This window comes from Nitrospira defluvii (assembly GCF_905220995.1).
Taxonomy (GTDB): Bacteria; Nitrospirota; Nitrospiria; order Nitrospirales; family Nitrospiraceae; genus Nitrospira_A; species Nitrospira_A defluvii_C.
Window position 1 is genome coordinate 246,430 of record NZ_CAJNBJ010000018.1, and the last position, 17,678, is coordinate 264,107.

17 protein-coding genes are annotated in these 17,678 nt (G+C 58.4%); 8 read left to right on the forward strand and 9 right to left on the reverse strand.

All coding sequences use genetic code 11. From position 1 onward, the window contains the following. Nucleotides 1-8 precede the first annotated feature (8 nt). On the forward strand, nt 9-1,514 hold the full coding sequence (locus KJA79_RS19875) for a hypothetical protein (RefSeq protein WP_213043838.1): 1,506 nt from the start codon (nt 9-11) through the stop codon (nt 1,512-1,514). A 6-nt stretch (nt 1,515-1,520) separates the two neighbouring features. Here the strand turns inward: KJA79_RS19875 and KJA79_RS19880 are convergent, their stop codons facing one another. Beyond that, nucleotides 1,521-2,648, reverse strand: a complete 1,128-nt coding sequence (locus KJA79_RS19880; protein WP_213043839.1) for a glycosyltransferase — start codon at nt 2,646-2,648, stop codon at nt 1,521-1,523. A gap of 48 nt (nt 2,649-2,696) precedes the next feature. Then, on the reverse strand, nt 2,697-3,446 hold the full coding sequence (locus tag KJA79_RS19885; RefSeq protein ID WP_213043840.1) for a sterol desaturase family protein: 750 nt from the start codon (nt 3,444-3,446) through the stop codon (nt 2,697-2,699). Nucleotides 3,447-3,937: 491 nt separating this feature from the next. Here KJA79_RS19885 and KJA79_RS19890 point away from each other — a divergent pair, with 491 nt between their 5' ends. The 4 genes from KJA79_RS19890 to KJA79_RS19905 all read left to right on the forward strand — a co-directional run bounded on the left by KJA79_RS19890 (nt 3,938) and on the right by KJA79_RS19905 (nt 8,433). Next, nucleotides 3,938-4,429, forward strand: a complete 492-nt coding sequence (locus tag KJA79_RS19890) for a hypothetical protein (RefSeq protein WP_213043841.1) — start codon at nt 3,938-3,940, stop codon at nt 4,427-4,429. Nucleotides 4,430-4,565: 136 nt separating this feature from the next. After that, nucleotides 4,566-6,248 carry an alginate export family protein gene (locus KJA79_RS19895; RefSeq protein WP_246507809.1) on the forward strand — a complete coding sequence of 561 codons (1,683 nt, stop codon included), beginning with the start codon at nt 4,566-4,568 and terminating at the stop codon, nt 6,246-6,248. A 6-nt stretch (nt 6,249-6,254) separates the two neighbouring features. Next, complete coding sequence (locus tag KJA79_RS19900; protein WP_213043843.1) at nt 6,255-7,814, forward strand: sigma-54-dependent Fis family transcriptional regulator; 1,560 nt, start codon at nt 6,255-6,257, stop codon at nt 7,812-7,814. A 337-nt stretch (nt 7,815-8,151) separates the two neighbouring features. Continuing rightward, on the forward strand, nt 8,152-8,433 hold the full coding sequence (locus KJA79_RS19905) for a hypothetical protein (protein WP_213043844.1): 282 nt from the start codon (nt 8,152-8,154) through the stop codon (nt 8,431-8,433). Nucleotides 8,434-8,715: 282 nt separating this feature from the next. On the opposite strand, the gene KJA79_RS19910 is transcribed toward KJA79_RS19905, so the two are convergent. Both KJA79_RS19910 and KJA79_RS19915 read right to left on the reverse strand, forming a co-directional pair. Then, on the reverse strand, nt 8,716-9,057 hold the full coding sequence (locus KJA79_RS19910; RefSeq protein WP_246507811.1) for a hypothetical protein: 342 nt from the start codon (nt 9,055-9,057) through the stop codon (nt 8,716-8,718). Nucleotides 9,058-9,091: 34 nt separating this feature from the next. Continuing rightward, on the reverse strand, nt 9,092-10,387 hold the full coding sequence (locus tag KJA79_RS19915) for a DEAD/DEAH box helicase (RefSeq protein ID WP_213043845.1): 1,296 nt from the start codon (nt 10,385-10,387) through the stop codon (nt 9,092-9,094). A 304-nt stretch (nt 10,388-10,691) separates the two neighbouring features. On the opposite strand from KJA79_RS19915, the gene KJA79_RS19920 reads away from it, so the two are divergent. Together KJA79_RS19920 and KJA79_RS19925 are read left to right on the forward strand one after the other, a co-directional pair. Then, nucleotides 10,692-10,979, forward strand: a complete 288-nt coding sequence (locus tag KJA79_RS19920) for a hypothetical protein (protein WP_213043846.1) — start codon at nt 10,692-10,694, stop codon at nt 10,977-10,979. A gap of 142 nt (nt 10,980-11,121) precedes the next feature. Next, nucleotides 11,122-11,430, forward strand: coding sequence for a DUF3574 domain-containing protein (locus tag KJA79_RS19925; RefSeq protein ID WP_213043847.1), 309 nt, complete (start codon nt 11,122-11,124; stop codon nt 11,428-11,430). 28 nt (nt 11,431-11,458) lie between these two features. On the opposite strand, the gene KJA79_RS19930 is transcribed toward KJA79_RS19925, so the two are convergent. Continuing rightward, on the reverse strand, nt 11,459-12,481 hold the full coding sequence (locus KJA79_RS19930; protein ID WP_213043848.1) for a FecR family protein: 1,023 nt from the start codon (nt 12,479-12,481) through the stop codon (nt 11,459-11,461). Nucleotides 12,482-12,792: 311 nt separating this feature from the next. Here KJA79_RS19930 and KJA79_RS19935 point away from each other — a divergent pair, with 311 nt between their 5' ends. Continuing rightward, complete coding sequence (locus KJA79_RS19935) at nt 12,793-14,379, forward strand: tetratricopeptide repeat protein (RefSeq protein WP_213043849.1); 1,587 nt, start codon at nt 12,793-12,795, stop codon at nt 14,377-14,379. 154 nt (nt 14,380-14,533) lie between these two features. Here the strand turns inward: KJA79_RS19935 and KJA79_RS19940 are convergent, their stop codons facing one another. The 4 genes from KJA79_RS19940 to KJA79_RS19955 all read right to left on the reverse strand — a co-directional run bounded on the left by KJA79_RS19940 (nt 14,534) and on the right by KJA79_RS19955 (nt 17,480). After that, complete coding sequence (locus tag KJA79_RS19940) at nt 14,534-14,878, reverse strand: hypothetical protein (protein WP_213043850.1); 345 nt, start codon at nt 14,876-14,878, stop codon at nt 14,534-14,536. Nucleotides 14,879-14,963: 85 nt separating this feature from the next. Then, nucleotides 14,964-15,206: a CsbD family protein gene (locus tag KJA79_RS19945; protein ID WP_213043851.1), complete on the reverse strand. Its 243-nt coding sequence runs from the start codon at nt 15,204-15,206 to the stop codon at nt 14,964-14,966. 431 nt (nt 15,207-15,637) lie between these two features. Further along, on the reverse strand, nt 15,638-16,531 hold the full coding sequence (locus KJA79_RS19950; RefSeq protein WP_213043852.1) for a thiamine pyrophosphate-dependent enzyme: 894 nt from the start codon (nt 16,529-16,531) through the stop codon (nt 15,638-15,640). 52 nt (nt 16,532-16,583) lie between these two features. Further along, the gene (locus tag KJA79_RS19955; RefSeq protein WP_213043853.1) at nt 16,584-17,480 is read right to left on the reverse strand and encodes a thiamine pyrophosphate-dependent enzyme; all 897 of its coding nucleotides are present in this window, start codon (nt 17,478-17,480) and stop codon (nt 16,584-16,586) included. Between the last annotated feature and the right edge of the window lie 198 nt (nt 17,481-17,678).

Here is a 17,678-nt window from a genome sequence, read left to right on the forward strand (position 1 = left end):
CTGGAGCCTTGCTGCTCATCGCGCTGATCCCCCTCGTGCTGGTGCACATACCGCCGCTGGTGGACTATCCCAATCACCTGGCTCGCGTTCACATTCTGGCCGACAACGGACAGCATCCGCTCCTCCGGCAGTACTACGAGATCCACTGGGACCTCCTCCCCAACTTGGCGATCGATATCCTCCTGCCTCCCTTGCTGACCGTCGTGTCGGTCGAAACAGCCGGGAAACTGTTTCTCGGGTTGATTCTTACATTCCTGGCATTCGGTACCATAGCCTTGCATCGGGCCCTTCATCAGCGGTGGTCGCCATGGCCGATCTTGGCCTTCTTCTTTCTCTACAACAGTGTCTTCCTGTGGGGATTCCTGAATTACTTGTTCGGTCTCGGCTTGGCCCTGCTCAGCTCTGCACTCTGGATCACCCTCCGTGACCGTTCTGCTCGCCTCTTGATTCCACTGTTTTCCCTGCTTGCGGTGGTACTCTTTTTCGCCCATCTGTTCGCCTTCGGCGTGTTCGCACTCGTGGTGCTGTCCTACGAAGGTGCGTCCTGGTGGAGCCACCGGCACGCAGGCGGGCGATTCATGGAAACCTCGCTGGGGAAGGCCCTGCCGACGACCGTCTTGCCGATGATCTTGTTGATCCTTTCACCGACGTTCAGAACCAACCCGGCCGACTATCCATTCTGGCTCCGCGGATTGCCTCCCCCGCCGGCGGTGACCTTTCTTCCGTTGAACGTGAAGGTCGAAGCCTTCAAAGGCGTGCTTCGCACGGAGCACCAGGGGTTGGACCGGGTATCAGCGGTGCTATTGGTCGGTCTTGTTGGGGTGGGCCTTTGGCGGAGACAGTGGTCGCTGCGTCCTTCCATGTACCTTCCCTTGGCTGCGACGCTGGGAGCGGCACTGGCGATGCCCGCGTCGATCGGGACAACGGCGGTCGTCGATATTCGTATGCCCGTGGTCGTGGTGTTACTCGCAATTGCGAGTTCGGATTGGCCGAATTGGCGTCGGCGCTGGTTTGTTCCTGTCGCCCTCGCGTTCAGCCTACTCTTTGTGATGCGGATGGCCGTGATTACCGAAGGATGGCTGGAAACCGATCGTCACTATCGCCAATTTATCGCGGCACTCGATCAACTTCCGGAAGGAACCCGTTTGCTGTCGGCGATTAAACTGGCCTCCTACGATGCCAACTCACCACGAGACTCGAGGATTCCTGAGACCAGGCCGATGGTCAACCTGTCCTGTTGGGGCATCATCCGTCGATCAGCGTTTGTGTCCAATCTCTTCACGGCACCCGGCCAACAGCCGGTGCAATTGACTCCGCCGATGCGCTCCCTGCTCACGGTGGAGGAATTTCTCGCGCAAGCCGTCCCCATTCCTTGGGATCGGTTTCGCACACAATACGACTATGTGGTCGTACGGCGCACTCAGACCCTTCGCCCACCGGTCCCCTCAGACTTTGTTCCCGTCACACAGGGGGAGGAGTTCACGCTGTACCGGATCCCCGAACGGCAGCCCTGACCGACGCTACCTGCTCTTGGCTTTCCAGGTGTACGAGGCGGTGACGGCATAGTTCCACACCGTCCCCACGACGATACCCGCCATTGCAGAGAAGCCCCAGTGAAGATCCTGCCCGAAGAGATAGGACGCCACTCCCACGTTTCCAATCGCGCCGAGGCCGCACACGAGCGCGAAGGAAAGCCACCCCCGCAGCCAATGCCATCCCGTGAGCCGCCGGTCGCGATAGGTGATCAGATTGTTCAGCGCAAAATTGCTGGTCATTGCCAGCACGGTTGCGAGCCCTTGCCCCCAAGCGAAGGGCAGGGACAATCCGCGATAGAACAGCAGCAACACAGCAAAGTGCACGACCACTCCCGACCCACCGACCAGGGCAAATGCGACCAATCGCACCGGCACGTAGCGGCCGATCGACTTGTCGAGCAGGAGCATCAAGTACTCCCACACCACCTGGCCATCGACCTTACTCTCCCCAGCCTGCCGGATTCTGAATTCAAAGGGAAGTTCCTTGAATCGCAGTAGCCGCGGCGAGGACGCAAACAAGTCGAGCAGCAGTTTGAATCCGAGCCCCGAGGTCCGCCTGACGAGCAGATCGAACGTGTCACGGCGTAACGCAAAGAACCCGCTCATGGGATCGGTGAGTCCTTCCGGTACCCAGGGACGGCTCATGGAGGTCGCCCACCGGCTCGTCTTTGCCCGCATCTCATCCCACTGCCCGATACTCCCGCCGGCCATGTACCGGCTCCCGATGACGAGGTCGTAGTTCTCTTCTTTGAGCTGGCGAAGCATCTCCGGCAAGAGCCGCTCATCATGTTGCAGATCACCATCCATCACGGCCAGAAACGGCGCCGAGCTCGTCAACATCCCTTCGAGACACGCAGAGGACAACCCGCGCCGACCGATTCGCTGCACACAACGTACGTGTGCGTTGAGACGGGCAAGGCCGCGCACCAGATCGGCGGTGTTGTCGGGCGAGTCATCGTCCACGACGATCAATTCCCAACGCACCCCGGCCAGGCATGCTTCGAGGAGGTCGACCAGTCGGCCGATGTTTTCTCGTTCATTGAAGGTTGGGACGATGATGGATAATTCCGGACCCGGCTGGGGGTCGGCACCGCTCCGTCCTAGTGTCGACATCTGCATGGTAATTGGTTCCGTAGGCCGCCGTGAAGCAACAAAACAGGGCTACAAGCCTATCACAAGCCTTGCGGGCGTGACTCGCTCGTTGAGCCCAAACGAGAGCTGTCCCTGAATCCGATCGGGGTTGTAGTAGGTGCCGAAGAGGCGATCCCAGATCGTCAGCAAGGCGCCCAAATTCTTGACCTGATGGGCGGGGGCACTGCTGTGATGGATGTGGTGGTAACGCGGCGTCACGAAGACCCATTCCAGCCAAGCGGAATTCCAGGTCACATTCAGGTGCATCCAGCTATTCCGCACGATGTGCTCGACCATGATAACCTGAAATACCCAACCAGAGGCCTCATGGAGTAAGGGCAAGGCCGCGACATAGGTCAGGTTGAACAGCGCAATATGAGGAATGGTTGCGCGAATGCCGGCCAGCCAATAGAGGGACGTCGGCGAGTGGTGCCATCGATGAACGGGCCAGACCGTCCGGGTATGCATCAATCGGTGCACCCAGTACAGCCCGAAATCCTCCACGAGATAAAACAGCAGCAGCTTCCAGACCGAAGGCAAATTATACAGGGCGACCGGGAGGTATTGCGGAATTGGGATGCGGTCGGTGACCTGCACGACCAGCAGAAACGACAGGTTGTACAGTCCCAGTGCGAGCAGGTCCTTCCATAGGACCGACCGATAGCGGATGGGGTGCGCGGGATGGAGCCACTCGGCTGCGAAACACAGGAGGCCGACGCCCCAGAATAGGAGATAGGGATACAGACTGTTATTCATCACACCGGGCCGAACCCTGACCATCCATGAACCACGGCTCCGTACACTCCACGCTCATCGTCCCTTCCCTCCTCCATTCGGTCTTCATGCCACGAGATTCTCCGCCATGCAGAGATACCCTTCCTACCCTACAGAAGGCGTCCACGGTTGCGAATCAATTTTGTGGTTTTCGCCGCCTGACGCCGGAACTTTCCGAGCACCCGTCTGCAGACAAACAACCCCGCGCCGCATCGTTATCTTTCCGAATGCGATCGCACAGAGTCGAACACCAGTCCTGAAACGATAGACCGTTTCATTTCACGTGGCCACCGTTCCCACGAACGGTCCCGCTACACCATACAAACACCGCAACATCATACCCACGAGAAATCAATGCGTTAGTGAACGAGTTTGGCTCCGCCATCCCGGCATGGGCATTGCTAGTTCTGTGAGTCATGGGCGTTGACGCTGAATAGTACGCGAGAACCACTTCACCCGGCGGCATGACGCCCCGGATACATCTCAGGGAGGAGAACATGACCCGACATCTCACCATCTATTCTACAGCATTGCTACTCGGAGCCTACACCCTGTTGGGCCTTCCAACGGCCCACGGATTTTCCGGCGGGATTGAACCAGTCGTGTGGAACAACCAGCAGAAATCCGCCGCCTGGGCCGAAGAGTTGCTCGGCCAGGTCGTCACCTACCAAACCATGGCTGAAAAAAGCCTGATTCCCGGTAATTTTCAAGCCTATGTTGATCAAACCAGCAAGATCCGCGAATTGCACCGGTCGGGAAATCGTCGCGCCACCTATGAGGGCGTCAACGCGCTGATGGTCATGTTAGAGGCACGAGTGGGCGGCATCGACGAACACAGTGCCGAGGCCTTGTGGGACTACTGCTACCGGGTGACGCCCGATGAATTTCATGCCCGCGACCGGCACATTCGCGCCAAAGGCGCTGAGACTGTGAAGGAGCATGAAGAATTTATGCGCAACATGGAAGAACGAGCCGGCATGAGTTTCTGAATACCGTTCGCTGCGTCGAACAGTGAATCTCTCGACGGGCCGGGGACCACCGAATGGATCACCGGCCCGCACATCTCCTCTAAGGAGAAATGAAGGATTCCATGTTCCTTGACCACCGATGCGCCATCACATCGTCATGCGGAGCCTGTTGCTGCTCTGCCTCGCCCTGATGCACCAATCCTGGGCTGTTCTCGACGCCCCCTTGGCCCATGCCGAGGCCGGACAGATCGGCTATGGCCCCCCTTCACCGCTGTTTGTCTCCTCGTACGAGACATACGGCACCGAGACCAGTAGCCTTCACACCAGGACGGCCACATCGCTGTTCGACCTCCAGCGCTTCTGGATGCGTGCGGACCTGCGAGTCAGACCCGAATGGCGGAACGGTGTCTGCTTCGGAGGCGGGCCGCCGATCGCCGGCGCCTGCAACAGCCTCAATGCGGCAGGGTCCGGCACATCCGCATTCAGCGGGAATAAGGCGAACGACTCCTTCATCCAGCAATGGGCACGCGTGGGCCTCGGCTACGATCCCTCCCCCGACGTCAACTTTTACATCGAGCTGCAAGATTCGGCAACCTGGGGGGCCAGCGGCAGCCCGACCAATGCACTTCAAGGTGGAGACGCCTCCAATCATCAATGCGCGGTACTGCGTCCGGGCCAGTGCCGACTGGGGCTACGCGCGGCGTACGGATTGCTTCGCAACCTCGGTGGCATCGACGGGTTAAGCCTTAAACTCGGACGCCAATACCTTGTGTTCGGCAATCAACGGCTGTTCGGACATTTTGATTGGGCCAATACCGGCTACTCCCACGACGGCATCATGCTCAGCTACGCCACATCGGCGTTTGATACGAAGCTCGGTTGGTTCCGACACTCGGAAACCGATCTGGGACAAGCCGACCCCGGCGGAAGTCTCACTCCCAATCTCCTGACGTGTACGCCGGATCCGTCGACATCGCTCTGTAATCCTGCCCTGGCACAACATGCAACCGACGCGGGCAGTGATGTGGACATGGTGGTGTTCTACAACCAAATCCGCAGCCTCCCGCGCATGGTCGTGGAACCCTACTATGTGCTGTACTCCAATCGACTCCCCGAGCGGGCCAATCCTGGGCAGTATCTGGCGAAATCCTCGTCACAACTCCGACACATGGTCGGCCTCCGCATCGAAGTCCGACACGGCAACTGGGACATGCTCCATGAAACGGCCTACCAATTCGGTCAGATGGCCGACGGATTCGGTGTAGACAACCGACGCAACCTCCGGATCAATGCCTGGGCCTCCGGTACCTCGCTGGGCCACACATGGTATCAACATGCCTGGAAACCTCGTGTGGCGATCGGGTTCGATTATGCCTCGGGAGACGGCGACAGCAATTGCGCCACGCCAGGCGGGACTCTCGCACGGAGTTGCGGCGGCAACGCCAACACCTTTGAGAACTTTTTCCCGACCAACTTTCTCCACGTCGGCTATATGTTGAACGGCGCTTGGCGCAACAGCGTTCAACCACAGATTAATTTCCAAGCCCGTCCGACCGCCCGAGACCACATCGAAATCTGGGCGTTGCGCAAATACTTGGCAAGCGCGCGGGATAATTGGTACCGTGGTTCACAGGGGCCGCTGATCTTCTCACGCTCCGACAATACCACCACCCACATCGGCGACGAGCTCGACGTCGCATGGAGTCATATGTTCGCCGACGGAAAGATTTCACTGGCGGTCATGTACGGGCATTTCTTTTCAGGGCCCTACATTCGGGAACACCTGGGCACAACCAAGGACCAGGATTGGGGCATCGTCCAACTCTGGACCAATTTCTAAGCACCCATGCAACGCGCTACCCTCAACTTTGAGACGCTGCTGGAAGTGACGAATGCCCTGAACTCGCAACGGGACATTGAAAGTCTGTGGCGCGTGATTGCCGATCAAATTCAAAAGGTCATTCCCTGGGACCGGGCCGGCATTACCTTATACGAACCAAGTACCGATTCCTTCCGGTTCTACGCGGTCATCACGAACATGGCCACACCGGCGCTCGCGCACGATAGCGTCATTCCGCGAGAGGGCAGCGCCGTCGGGTGGGTGTACGACAATCGGCGCCTGCACATCAGAGAAGATCTGCAACAGGAGCAGGTGTTTCTGGAAGATGGCTACTACGTCCGTGAAGGTTTGGGACGGATGATCAACCTGCCGCTCCTGGTTCGTGAACATTGTCTCGGCACGCTCAATATCGGCAGCGTCCAACCGGGAACACCCGATCCGGACGACTGCAAATTCCTCCAGCAGGTCGCCACCCAGATTGCCTACGCCATTGATCATGTGCAGGCCTATCAACAAATCAAACAACTCAGCGAACAACTGCGACGGGAGAACGAGTATCTCGCCGCAGAGGTGAAGGCGAGCCGCGACCTTCGCCTTGTTGTGGGAACATCCCCGTCATTCACGAAGGTGGTGGACCTGGTCAAAGCCGTGGCGCCTACCGATACGACCGTCCTCCTCCTCGGGGAAACGGGCACCGGGAAAGAGGTCTTGGCCCAGGCACTGCACGACCTCAGTACCCGCTGCGACAAGCCGTTCATTCGGGTGAACTGCGCCGCGCTTCCCTCCGGTCTGATCGAAAGCGAGCTGTTTGGTCATGAACGAGGCGCATTTACCGGGGCGCAATTGCGGAGACCCGGACGCTTTGAATTGGCCCATACCGGCACATTGTTCCTGGACGAAATCGGTGAGATGCCGATGGAGACCCAGGCCAAACTCCTGCGCGTGCTGCAGGATGGCATGGTAGATCGCATCGGTGGCACCCAACCCCTTGCCGTCGACGTGCGCGTCATTGCCGCTACAAATGCCGACCTGTCTGCCGCGATCCGGCAGGGCACCTTCCGGGCGGATTTGTACTACCGTCTTCACATTTTCCCGATTTCAGTCCCCCCGCTTCGGGAACGTCGGGAAGACATTCCTCTCCTTGCGCAACATTTTCTCGCGCAGATCGGTACCAAGCTCAAACGGCCCCATCTCTCCTTCGACGCGCAGTCGATGGCCCGCCTGCTGACCTATAACTGGCCGGGGAACGTGCGCGAACTGCAGAATGTCATCGAACGGGCCATCATTCTCTCCCACTCATCCCGAGTTACAGTGGAGGAGATGTTGCTTCCGATCGCAAAGCCCCCTTCCAACCAACATGCCGTCACACCTGTGAACCTTGGCGACCTTGAGCGGCACCACATTACGGAGGTTCTCCAGCGCACAAAGTGGCGAATTTATGGCGACCAAGGGGCCGCTCATCTGTTGGGCCTCAACCCCGAAACGCTTCGAAGCCGGTTGAGAAAGCTGGGAATACGGCGGCCAGCGACCGATGCACCTGGACCGCATGCCAACCCCGAGCGATGAATGCCCACCTGTGACGTACTCGCTCATGTCATCGCAAGGTGACAGCAGTAGTACGAACGTCTTCTGGTTGAATCCCCCCACCGGATGCTCGTTTGACCGGATTGTCGAAAGCATGATAGGGTGATCAACCGTACGAGTCATGAGCGAATCCCCCACAGTTCGCGCTTCCCTGTGATCGCCGCGCGAGTGCTTCCTTACGGTACGCTCCTCCTACGGCCCATTGTCCCTGCTCCGGATCTGGACATCGGCGACATCGCGGGTCATGGCATTCGTGCCTCCTGCACCAGTTGAATGGCCTGGACATCGCCGTTCTATCGTTCGTCGAAAGGAGTGCCTGATGAAAATGACGTCCGTCTGGCGCGGCAATAAACCAAACCGTAAGCAGAAACGGGCCGTGCCCAAGCTGAGAATCCCTTGGACCGAGCTCGGCCTGATTGATCCGTCCGTCGTCTCTCAAGAACGGTCGATGGAGCAGATCCGGCGCGAGGTGACGGCGTTGGCAAGTACTGGATTCGGCGAAGAAACCCGCGCGCGATCCGAGCAGCCTCCAGTGCGTGCTGGGCATCCCCGCCCGCGCACCAACAAGGTCCGACCCACCCGTCGACCACCGCAGTCGTAACTGGGCCAATCACGTCGCTCCGCCCGAACGGAGAATCGAACAGAAGGAGGCCACCATCGCACGAGCAGGCAAGACCACCATCGCGAAACGAGATCGAGAAAAGGCCAAACAGGCCAAGCAGCGGGAGAAAGAAGCCCGTCGTGTTCAACGCAAGGCCGAAAAACCTGATCGGCCCACGACATCGACTGGGGAAGATCCTGATCTGGAAGGATTGCGGTGGGGACCTCAGGAGCCCCTGTATTAAACAGCGGCTCCTGGGCAGGCCACGACTCTCAGTTCGGACTACGACGATTTCACAATAAAACGGTCTTCTCCGAAGACCCCGCGCAGCTGCTTGCTGACCAGCGAGCGGTACTCTCCCTTCTCCTTTGCCATCCGGACCAGTCCCTCTGAATCGGTCAAGATCAGGAGATCTTCCTCTGCAATCAACACCCGATCCCCCTTCCCGACATTGATCCGATACTGCGTCCGTCCATCGGGATTTCTGCTCGGACCGTTGACGATCTCCGTCAAGCCGTCGATATGGCCCTTCTGCCCGTCCAGACGATGTTGCACCATTGTCCCGTCCGGAATTCTCACCCACTGACTTCCAGCCCGCGGTCCATCCTGGTTCTGGTCACTCACCTTCGTTCCTCCCTTGCAACGTATGCTGGCCCAATTAAGACACCGGTCCAAGATCGCTTCCGTTCCTGATACCCCCGTCGGCTTCCCTAGACCCGCCATCGGCGGTTTGTCGCCATCCTCGAGCGGTGCGAGCGCGGCGGCGGCGCAGCGGCGCTTCACTTCTCGGCGCATGGCCCTCTGGGCGTGCCGTACTACTCTGCGAAACCGAGCTTCCTTCCGCACGCGGCACCGCTTGCCCGAGCAGGCGCTCAATGGCTCGCAATTGCTCTTGATCTTCAACCGTGACAAACGTCGTCGCGCGGCCGGTCGTTCTCATCCTCGCCGTACGCCCGATCCGATGTACATAGTCTTCCGGGCAGTTCGGCACGTCGTAATTGATCACATGCCCAATATTTGCCACATCGATACCTCGCGCGGCAATATCCGTCGCCACCAACACCCGATAGGTTCCCCGCCGGAACCCCTCCAGGGCCGCCCGACGTTGCGGGAGCGTCCGTCCACCATGCAGCACTGCGACCCGATGCCCGGCGGAACCGAGGAGATTCCCCAGTCGATCCGCCCGATGCTTGGTTCTGGTAAAGACCAGCACGGTATCGTCTGCCGGTTGCAGCAGCGACATGAGGAGCGCATTTTTACGGTCGTGCGTCGTGTGATGCACGGCTTGCGAAACCCCGTCGGCCGTCGTGGCTGATTTGGTCACCATCACCCGCACCGGATCTTTCACGCTGGCCTGTGCCAACCGCGCAAGATCCGTCGGCATGGTCGCGGAAAACAGCAATGTCTGCCGCTCCTCGGGCATGGCATCCAGGATCTGATTGATTTGCGGCGCAAAGCCCATGTCCAACATCCGGTCCGCCTCGTCGAGCACCAAGATGGTCATGGCAAGCAAGCTGATCGTGCCATTCCACATATGATCCAGCAATCGCCCCGGAGTGGCCACAATGATATCCGGACGTTGTCTCAATCCTCGAACCTGGGCTTGCATATCAGCCCCGCCGACCACCGTGGTGGCGAACAGCTGCAAGTCACGGCCCAAGGCGTCGATCGTGGCCTGAATCTGGATGGCCAGCTCACGAGTAGGCGCCAGAATGAGTGCGCGAGGCTGACCTTTGGGAGTTCCGCTCAACCGCTCCAACATGGGAATCACGAACGCTGCGGTCTTTCCCGTGCCGGTCTGGGCGCAGCCCAACACATCCCGTCCCGCCAATGCCTGAGGGATGGCTTGGGCTTGGATCGCAGTCGGTTCAACAAAACCTGCTTTGGTTAAATTTCGCAACAGGGTAGGAGACACACCAATAGACTCAAAACTCGTACACGCAGTCGTCTGCACGCAGCTATCCTTTCGTTGTGGATCGCATTAAGACGGGATCAGAGAACCGTGGGGAGGGTGAATCCGGAGGGAGTCAGCTCCAAACTGGACCTGGTCGCGATGCGATCGCGCGGTCCACGTTGAGGAGGTACAGCATTGGTGGACCGATACAATGCTGCAGTAGTTTCACACTCTACCGCAGGGTGCCCCTATCGGTCAACAGGTCGGCCGTTTTCCGTCGCTCCTGCCAGGCTGCCCACATAAGAAACGATTGGTTCAGCACTGAGATTCTCTTATACTTTGTCCAAGGATGTGGGAGTCGTTCATGAAGCAGGCTCTGTCTTTCCTCTCGATACTTCTGCTCGCTTCCTCAGTCGCGCTGCCGGTTGAAGGAGCATCCGAAGCAACCGGTCGCGGAAAGACCGACACCAAACAAGGCCTCACCCTGGACGACATCGGGCGTGGCGTGAAGAGTGCCGCGAAACACATCGAGGAAGAAATCCCCAAGATCGGACCGGCCATCGGGAAGGCATTCAAGCACGTGACCGGCAGAGAGAAAGAGGCCGGCAAGTCGAAGGAGGCGCCGCAGCGCTCCACCAAGCCGAAGACGTAACACCGCGCAGCGCTCTGGGCTACCACCTATGCTTGCCCGCCATCCCATCATACAAGCTTCCCTGTGGCATCTACTGATTGCCCTGCTGATGAGCGGATGTGCATCGTCCGCCCCCATTTGCTTACCGGGAACACACCCGATCGTGCTCGACTCACTCTATTTCGGAACCGCGAAGCCGGACGGCATCGTGACGGACCAAGAATGGACTAGCTTCCTGAACGACACGGTGAGTGGGGAGTTTCCTGAAGGACTGACATTCTGGATAGCCCAGGGACGCTGGAAAAACGCGACTGGCTCCGTTGCGACAGAAATCTCACACGTGCTCCAACTCGCACATGACGGGAGCCAGGAGCGAGAACGCGGCCTTCAACGCATCATCCGCACGTACAAATCGCGGTTTCGCCAGGACGCCGTCATGCGGATCCGCTCGCAGGTCTGTCGGTCTTTGTGAGATCACTTCTGAGAAATCGCCACATACCCTATTCCTTTCGAGATCCCCGCCCTCGCTTTCCCACGTCTTTCAGGATTTCTGTGAGGATGCCACGGCTGTTCAATCCACCGGACTGGGCCGGGCCCAAGCTGCCCACATTGATCCCTTGTAAGGGAGGCGGCGCGGCCTGAGGAGTGGAGCTTGGCGAGACAGTCCCCGGGGTTGGGGAAGGTGGGAACAGGCTTGTCAGCGGCACGCCGGCAGTGGTCGCCAGAATGACTCCCTTCGGAGCCGTGCCGACCGGTTCCTTCTCAGTTCCCACTGCAGAGGCTACAAAAAACTGCCCAGTCTCAAGCGCAACACCCACCTGCGCATTGACGATTTGGTGCATGACCGTCCCCGGGATTTGGCGATGTTCCTCCCTGACGGCGAGCGGCTGTGCCGGCGCCTGATTCACCTCGTGCTCAGACACGGCCAAGAATTTCCCCGTCTTCACCGATACTTCATTCCCCGCCTTCAGAGTTAAGACTTTCCCCTCTTCCGTTAACGGTTCAATGCGTGCGGTTCCTTCGAGCACTCGAACTGTTTCGCCAGGAATCCCATTCAGTAGGCCATAAAAAAATGATTGGCGTTCTGCCCCGGGAACCATCGACTCTATGATTCCTCCCCGTGTCCTCACCGTTGTAAGCGGTGTTCGAAGCGTCAGGGTATCAGTCACTCTCCCGGCATTGTACGACAGGGCAATTCGCACGGTCCCTTGATGCAGTCGCACGTCTGTTTGCCCATATTGCGCCTCCCCAATCGTCGCTCGTGCATCATGGTGTAGGGCCACGATCGCCCGATGATCCCACAGTAGTTCCAATTTCCCGCCCTGTCCTGTCCGGAGTTCATCGCCGGCGGATATGAGATCGCCGAGCTTCAGCGGAACCATGCCTGACGGATCAGATGCGCGCGTCTTCACCGGCGTCCCGAGAAGATCCGTGACGAGGCCAAACGCCGGCTTAGGATTGGAGAGGGGGCGTGGCGCCTCTTGGGCCAATACCGGGATGGCCACGCCCAACAGAACCGCCACACTCCACCCAACTCCCCTTACCCACCTACTACGCGTGTCCATGAGATCGATATCCCTCGCCACCACTGCCGACTTGAATCACATCACCAATCATGTAATCTCCGCGAGACCTTGACCATAGCCACTTTGCAGAGATTTGGTCTCGGAAAATACAAACCCCGTATCGTATAGTAGGGAGGCGCACAGCTACACGTCAAGCGAAGAACCTGCAGGCAGGGAGGAACTCATCACGCATGCATTCGCAATGGTTACCGACCATTCCTCCATGCAACTCTCACGTTCAGCGACGACCGCTTCTCGCCGCAATATTCATGGTCGTCGTCATGCTGGTATGGTTTCCTGTTTGCTCCCTGGCGCAGCAGGCTGATGCGGAGGTACTCGTCGCCGAGGGAATTCTGGCCCTTGAGGCCAAGCAGTTTGACGAAGCGCGCGCTTTCTTCGCACGGGCCATTTCACTGGATCCAGGCCATGGGCGAGCCTATTATTATCTCGCGCGTTGCCATCTGGCCCAAGGAAGGTCGGACCTGGCCATTGCTCCCCTCACGACTCTTCACCAGCTTCGGCCAAACGATCTGGATGCGACCTACCAATTGGGAATCGCACATTTTGCACTGCGGGCCGACGAGAAGGCGGCGCCGCTCTTGGAGGAGGTCTTTCAGCGGGAGCCGAGTCGGAAGGACTTAGGCTTTGCTGTGGGCGTACTTCGTTATCAGAAGAAAGATTATGACGGTGCCGTGGCTGCGCTGGCGAGCAACCGATCATCCGATCCGGACATTCAGCAACTTGTGATGTTTTATCGAGGCCTGGCCCTGGGAATACTCGGCCTTTCCGACCAGGCACAGGCGGAATTGATCTCCGCGCAACGCGTCCAGCCCAATTCTCCGATCACCGGTGCATCCGTCCGCATCCAGGAAGCACTGACCGCCGCCGCGACACGGATGCCGGATACCCAGCGACTTCATGTGCAACTCGCAGTTGGAGGGTATTACGACGACAACGTGGCTGTGAACCCTCGCACAAGCAGCGACGTGGTCGCGGAGACTCTCCGTGCACGCACCACACAGTCCCCAGGCTTCGTCACCTCCGCTAGGGGCGACTACTCCTGGTATCGCAATGGGCCGATTGAGTCGACGGTGGCCTACTCGTACTACCAGACGGTGAACACCAACAGCGGCGTGGGCGCCTTCGACATCCAAGACCACCTGGGCGCGCTGTCCGGCGTCTATCGAGGCACGTTGGGAAGCATCCCCTATGAAATCGGCGGGCAATACAGCTATGACTACATGCTTCTCGGGCTAAAGGGCTTTCTCTCACGTCACACACTCACCTTCCCCGCCGCCTTCGTTCCGCCCGCAGTGACATTGCCAGCCCTCGGTCGGATGGAAAACCTGACCACTGTCCTGTATCGGTATCAGCGAAAGGACTTCTACGCGGAGCCCGGCAATAGCGATCTCCGATTTGCCCCGGAATCACGCGATGCGTTCAACAGCATGCTCGGGGTTCTCCAGGCCTTTCGCTTCCGGCAAGATCAGTACATCCTCCGGTTGGGGTACCAGCACGACGTCGAGGCCGCCAGCGGATCCAGTTTCGCCTATTCAGGAGATCGAATTCAGGCAGGAGTGCAAGTTGTGCTTCCTTGGTATGACCTCAACCTCAGACTCGACTACGAAGTACACTGGCGGGCGTACAACCATGTCCAAGGCATTTTCTTAGACAATACCGGGGAATTATCCGCGCGCCGGGATATCGAGCAAGACATTTTCTGCCAAATCACCAAGCCATTACCCCACAACCTCAACCTTGCGCTGCAATATCAGGGAGTCCTCAACAGCTCTAATATTCCCGTGTATGCCTACAGCAAGAACGTCGTTACAACCCTTCTCACCTGGTCGTATTGACCTTGTCGTGCAGATCACACGCGACACGGTGAAGCGCGGATTTAAGGACGGAGCACGCCCGGAGACTCGCACAAGGCGGGGCATCTCCGGGCCCACCCACATCCAGCTTGCAGGTCCGGTTTAACCGCGAAGCTTGGCGCCCGACCCCGTCAGGTCAGGCCCACATGCGATGTTGTTCGCTGACCTGCTCGCTTCCATTCGTCTTTACGATGACCCACAACACATCCTCCGGAATCGACACGACCTTCAGCTGAGCACAATGACCATTCGCCTCTCCTTGGAGTTCCTCCACCACTTGCACCAACCGCTTGTCGTCACGGGGAATCGACACCCCGCACCGGTTGAGGCTTGGCTCCCGAGGACCTGCCGCAGAAGGCCAGTAGGCGCCCAGGTCGGTCTCGTTGAGCGCATCCGGCTGCCCCAGCTCACGCAGGCGCAGAAATGCTTTGTGACTCAAACAGAACTGATCATAACTCGTGTTAATGACGATCTTTCGCACGACTGGTGCCCTCCTTTTGGCTCTTATCGCCCGCGCGGGCGCAAGGCCTCGCCGAGATATCGATGCTCCGGACGGAGACACTGATTCAGGCGGTCGGTTTCAGGTCTTGGTATCCGATATAGTTACCGCTCCAATGCGCATGCCGACGATCAGCCCACAGACTGACTTCGTCCTTGTGCCCCTCACCATAACGTTTCTGCAGCACATCACCGAACTTTGCCAGGCTGCCCTGGATTTCACCGAGATCGCTCTCCGTGATGTTCCCCCACCTGGCCTTGAGGGGAGCCTTGAGTTGCAGCCAGAACTGTTGGAATTGCTCCTGTGTCATTGCATTCTCCTTTATCGGTGGCAAGCATCGCGCCACACCGTTGTAAGGGCCGACACGCGCGAACGCATGCCGAGACCTGGTGCTCTGAGATGGAAACTCTGGCGTAGAAGCAGCGAAGACCGGGGAATCAGACGCGCAAAGGATGGAAGGAGGCGCGCAAGATGAGACAGTCGGCGTGGCTCAAGACGTCATAACTCACCCTACAGTGCGCGACTGGCTGTGTCAACGGAGGCTGCGAGGCTCGATGAGGCAAGCTCTTGATTCCACGCGACTTAATTATTTTCTGGCAAGGCTCAAGCGAACCGCCCGTGTGGAGCAGTGTGATGGATCAGCATCAATTGCAGTCCCTGCCTCGCTCTGGCGAGGCAGGGGGTTCAACTCCTGCCCGCCAGAGCGAGCCTGGGAAATGACTGCTTATCCCTTAAGGCTACTCAGGCCGTCGTGACGGAAGCAGGGACGGCCTTCGGCATAAATTCCTTGTAGCCATAGCGCTCGGCAAGATACGCCTTCGCTTCGTCGCTGACATACTCGGTAAATTTGTAACGATCGTCTTCAACGGTCTTGGCATCTTCCATCACCTTGTCGGTCGGGATCGCGTACTCGATATTGCAGGAAGTATACGCCTGAATATACGTAGGGCCGATGTCCCGGGCGATCAACACCGCTTTTTTGATGACGCTTTCCACCCGCCGCGGATTGTTCGGCACGACCGTAGCGATATAGGAACAGCCGGCGACTTTGGCCATCGTGACCATGTCCATTTTTTCGAACTTCTTTCCCAGCGGAGCCATCTTCAGCACGGCCCCTCTGGTCGTCATACCGCTTTCCTGCCCGCCGGTGTTGCCGTACACCTCGTTGTCCAACATGATGGTCGTGAACCGTTCCTTCCGGAACCAGGAATGCAGCACCTGCTGGAACCCGATGTCGGCGGTTCCGCCGTCGCCCGCGATTACGACCACATCCTTCGGCTTGTCGCCGAAACGGAGCCGGAGTCCTCGCGATAAACCGCTCGCGACACCATTCTGGTCGCCGTAGTTGCCGTACACGAATGGAATCGCCGCCTGGGAAATCGCCAATCGTCCGCAACCGGCCGTCCCAACGGTAATGGTATCTTCGGGATTCGGGAAGGCGATGATCGCCAACCGAATGAACAGTGTCATGGCGCAGCCGGCACACATCGGGTGTTCTTCCAGGATTTCCTTGAAGCTGCCCATCTGCGACACCGTTGTCTTTTTCCCGAATGGTCCATGTTCGACCATATCCCGATATTCTTTCGGCATGAACTGCTCGAAGCCGGGTGTAAACTTGACATAATCGAGACTCATCTGAAACCTCGCTCTCTTATTGCCGCGGAAGCGGCGGTGATCATCCTACCGCTTAGGACACCAGTTGCTTGGCAGCGGCTTTCTTCTCTTTGGCTTTGGCATCACGCTCCGCTAAGAGCTGTTTTGCCGGCTCGCTGATATATTCCTTGAAGGCAAACCGTTCCGTGGGCTTCTCGGAGTCCCGCATTTCCTGCAAACCCTCCATGCTGTTCTTGCCGATCTCCAGAATGCAGGGCGTATAGAGTTGCAGATAGGTCGGCCCGATTTCCCGCGCGATCAGCACCGCGTTGCGTACGACCTTCTCAACCAGCGACGGCTTGCTCACCGTGCAGTTGACTACGTAGTGACAGCCGGACTCCCGGGCAATTTCAGGCAACCGGACCTTCTCGAACAGCTTTCCAACCGGCGCCATTTTGGCCACGAACCCCTTCTGCATAAGACCGCTCTCCTGCCCGCCGGTGTTGGCGTAGAGTTCGTTGTCAAAGCAAATGGTCGTGAACTTTTCCTGGCGGAACCAGGCTTGCAGGGTCATGTCCAGGCCGATGTCCACCGTCGCGCCATCTCCCGCCAACACGACCACATCTTTAATACGATCAGGAAAGCGGACACTCAAGGCTCGTTTGAGCCCCGAGGCAATGGCATTCTGATTCCCGAACAGGGAATGAATGTTGTGGACGGCCACCATCGGAAACACGAGGCTCGTACAGCCGGTCGAGCCGACCATGACCGTGTCTTCGGGGTTGGGGAGCGAGGCCAGAATATATCGAAACGCCATGGATTCAGGACATCCGGCACAGAGTGAATGCTGCTCGATCAATTCCTTGGAGGTGCCGATGTCCTTCCATCCACGATCCTCCTTGCCGTATGTGGCACTGCTGACCAGGTCCTGATAATCCGACGGCATGATGTCATACAGATCCGGCGAAATCTTGATGCGTTCTTTGCTCATCGCTCTCTCCTCTCAGCTTTTCCAAGGGTCAATGTGCTTCAAGCCGGCTGGAAACCGTTTTTCCTTCTCCGGCGCTCTACGTGTTAACCGCGACGGGCGAGCGTGCCGGAACGCACCCCAAGCGCACGCTTAATTTCTTCCACGATGATTTCCGGCAGCATGGTCATCCCGCCACACACTCGCGGGCCGGCGATGACA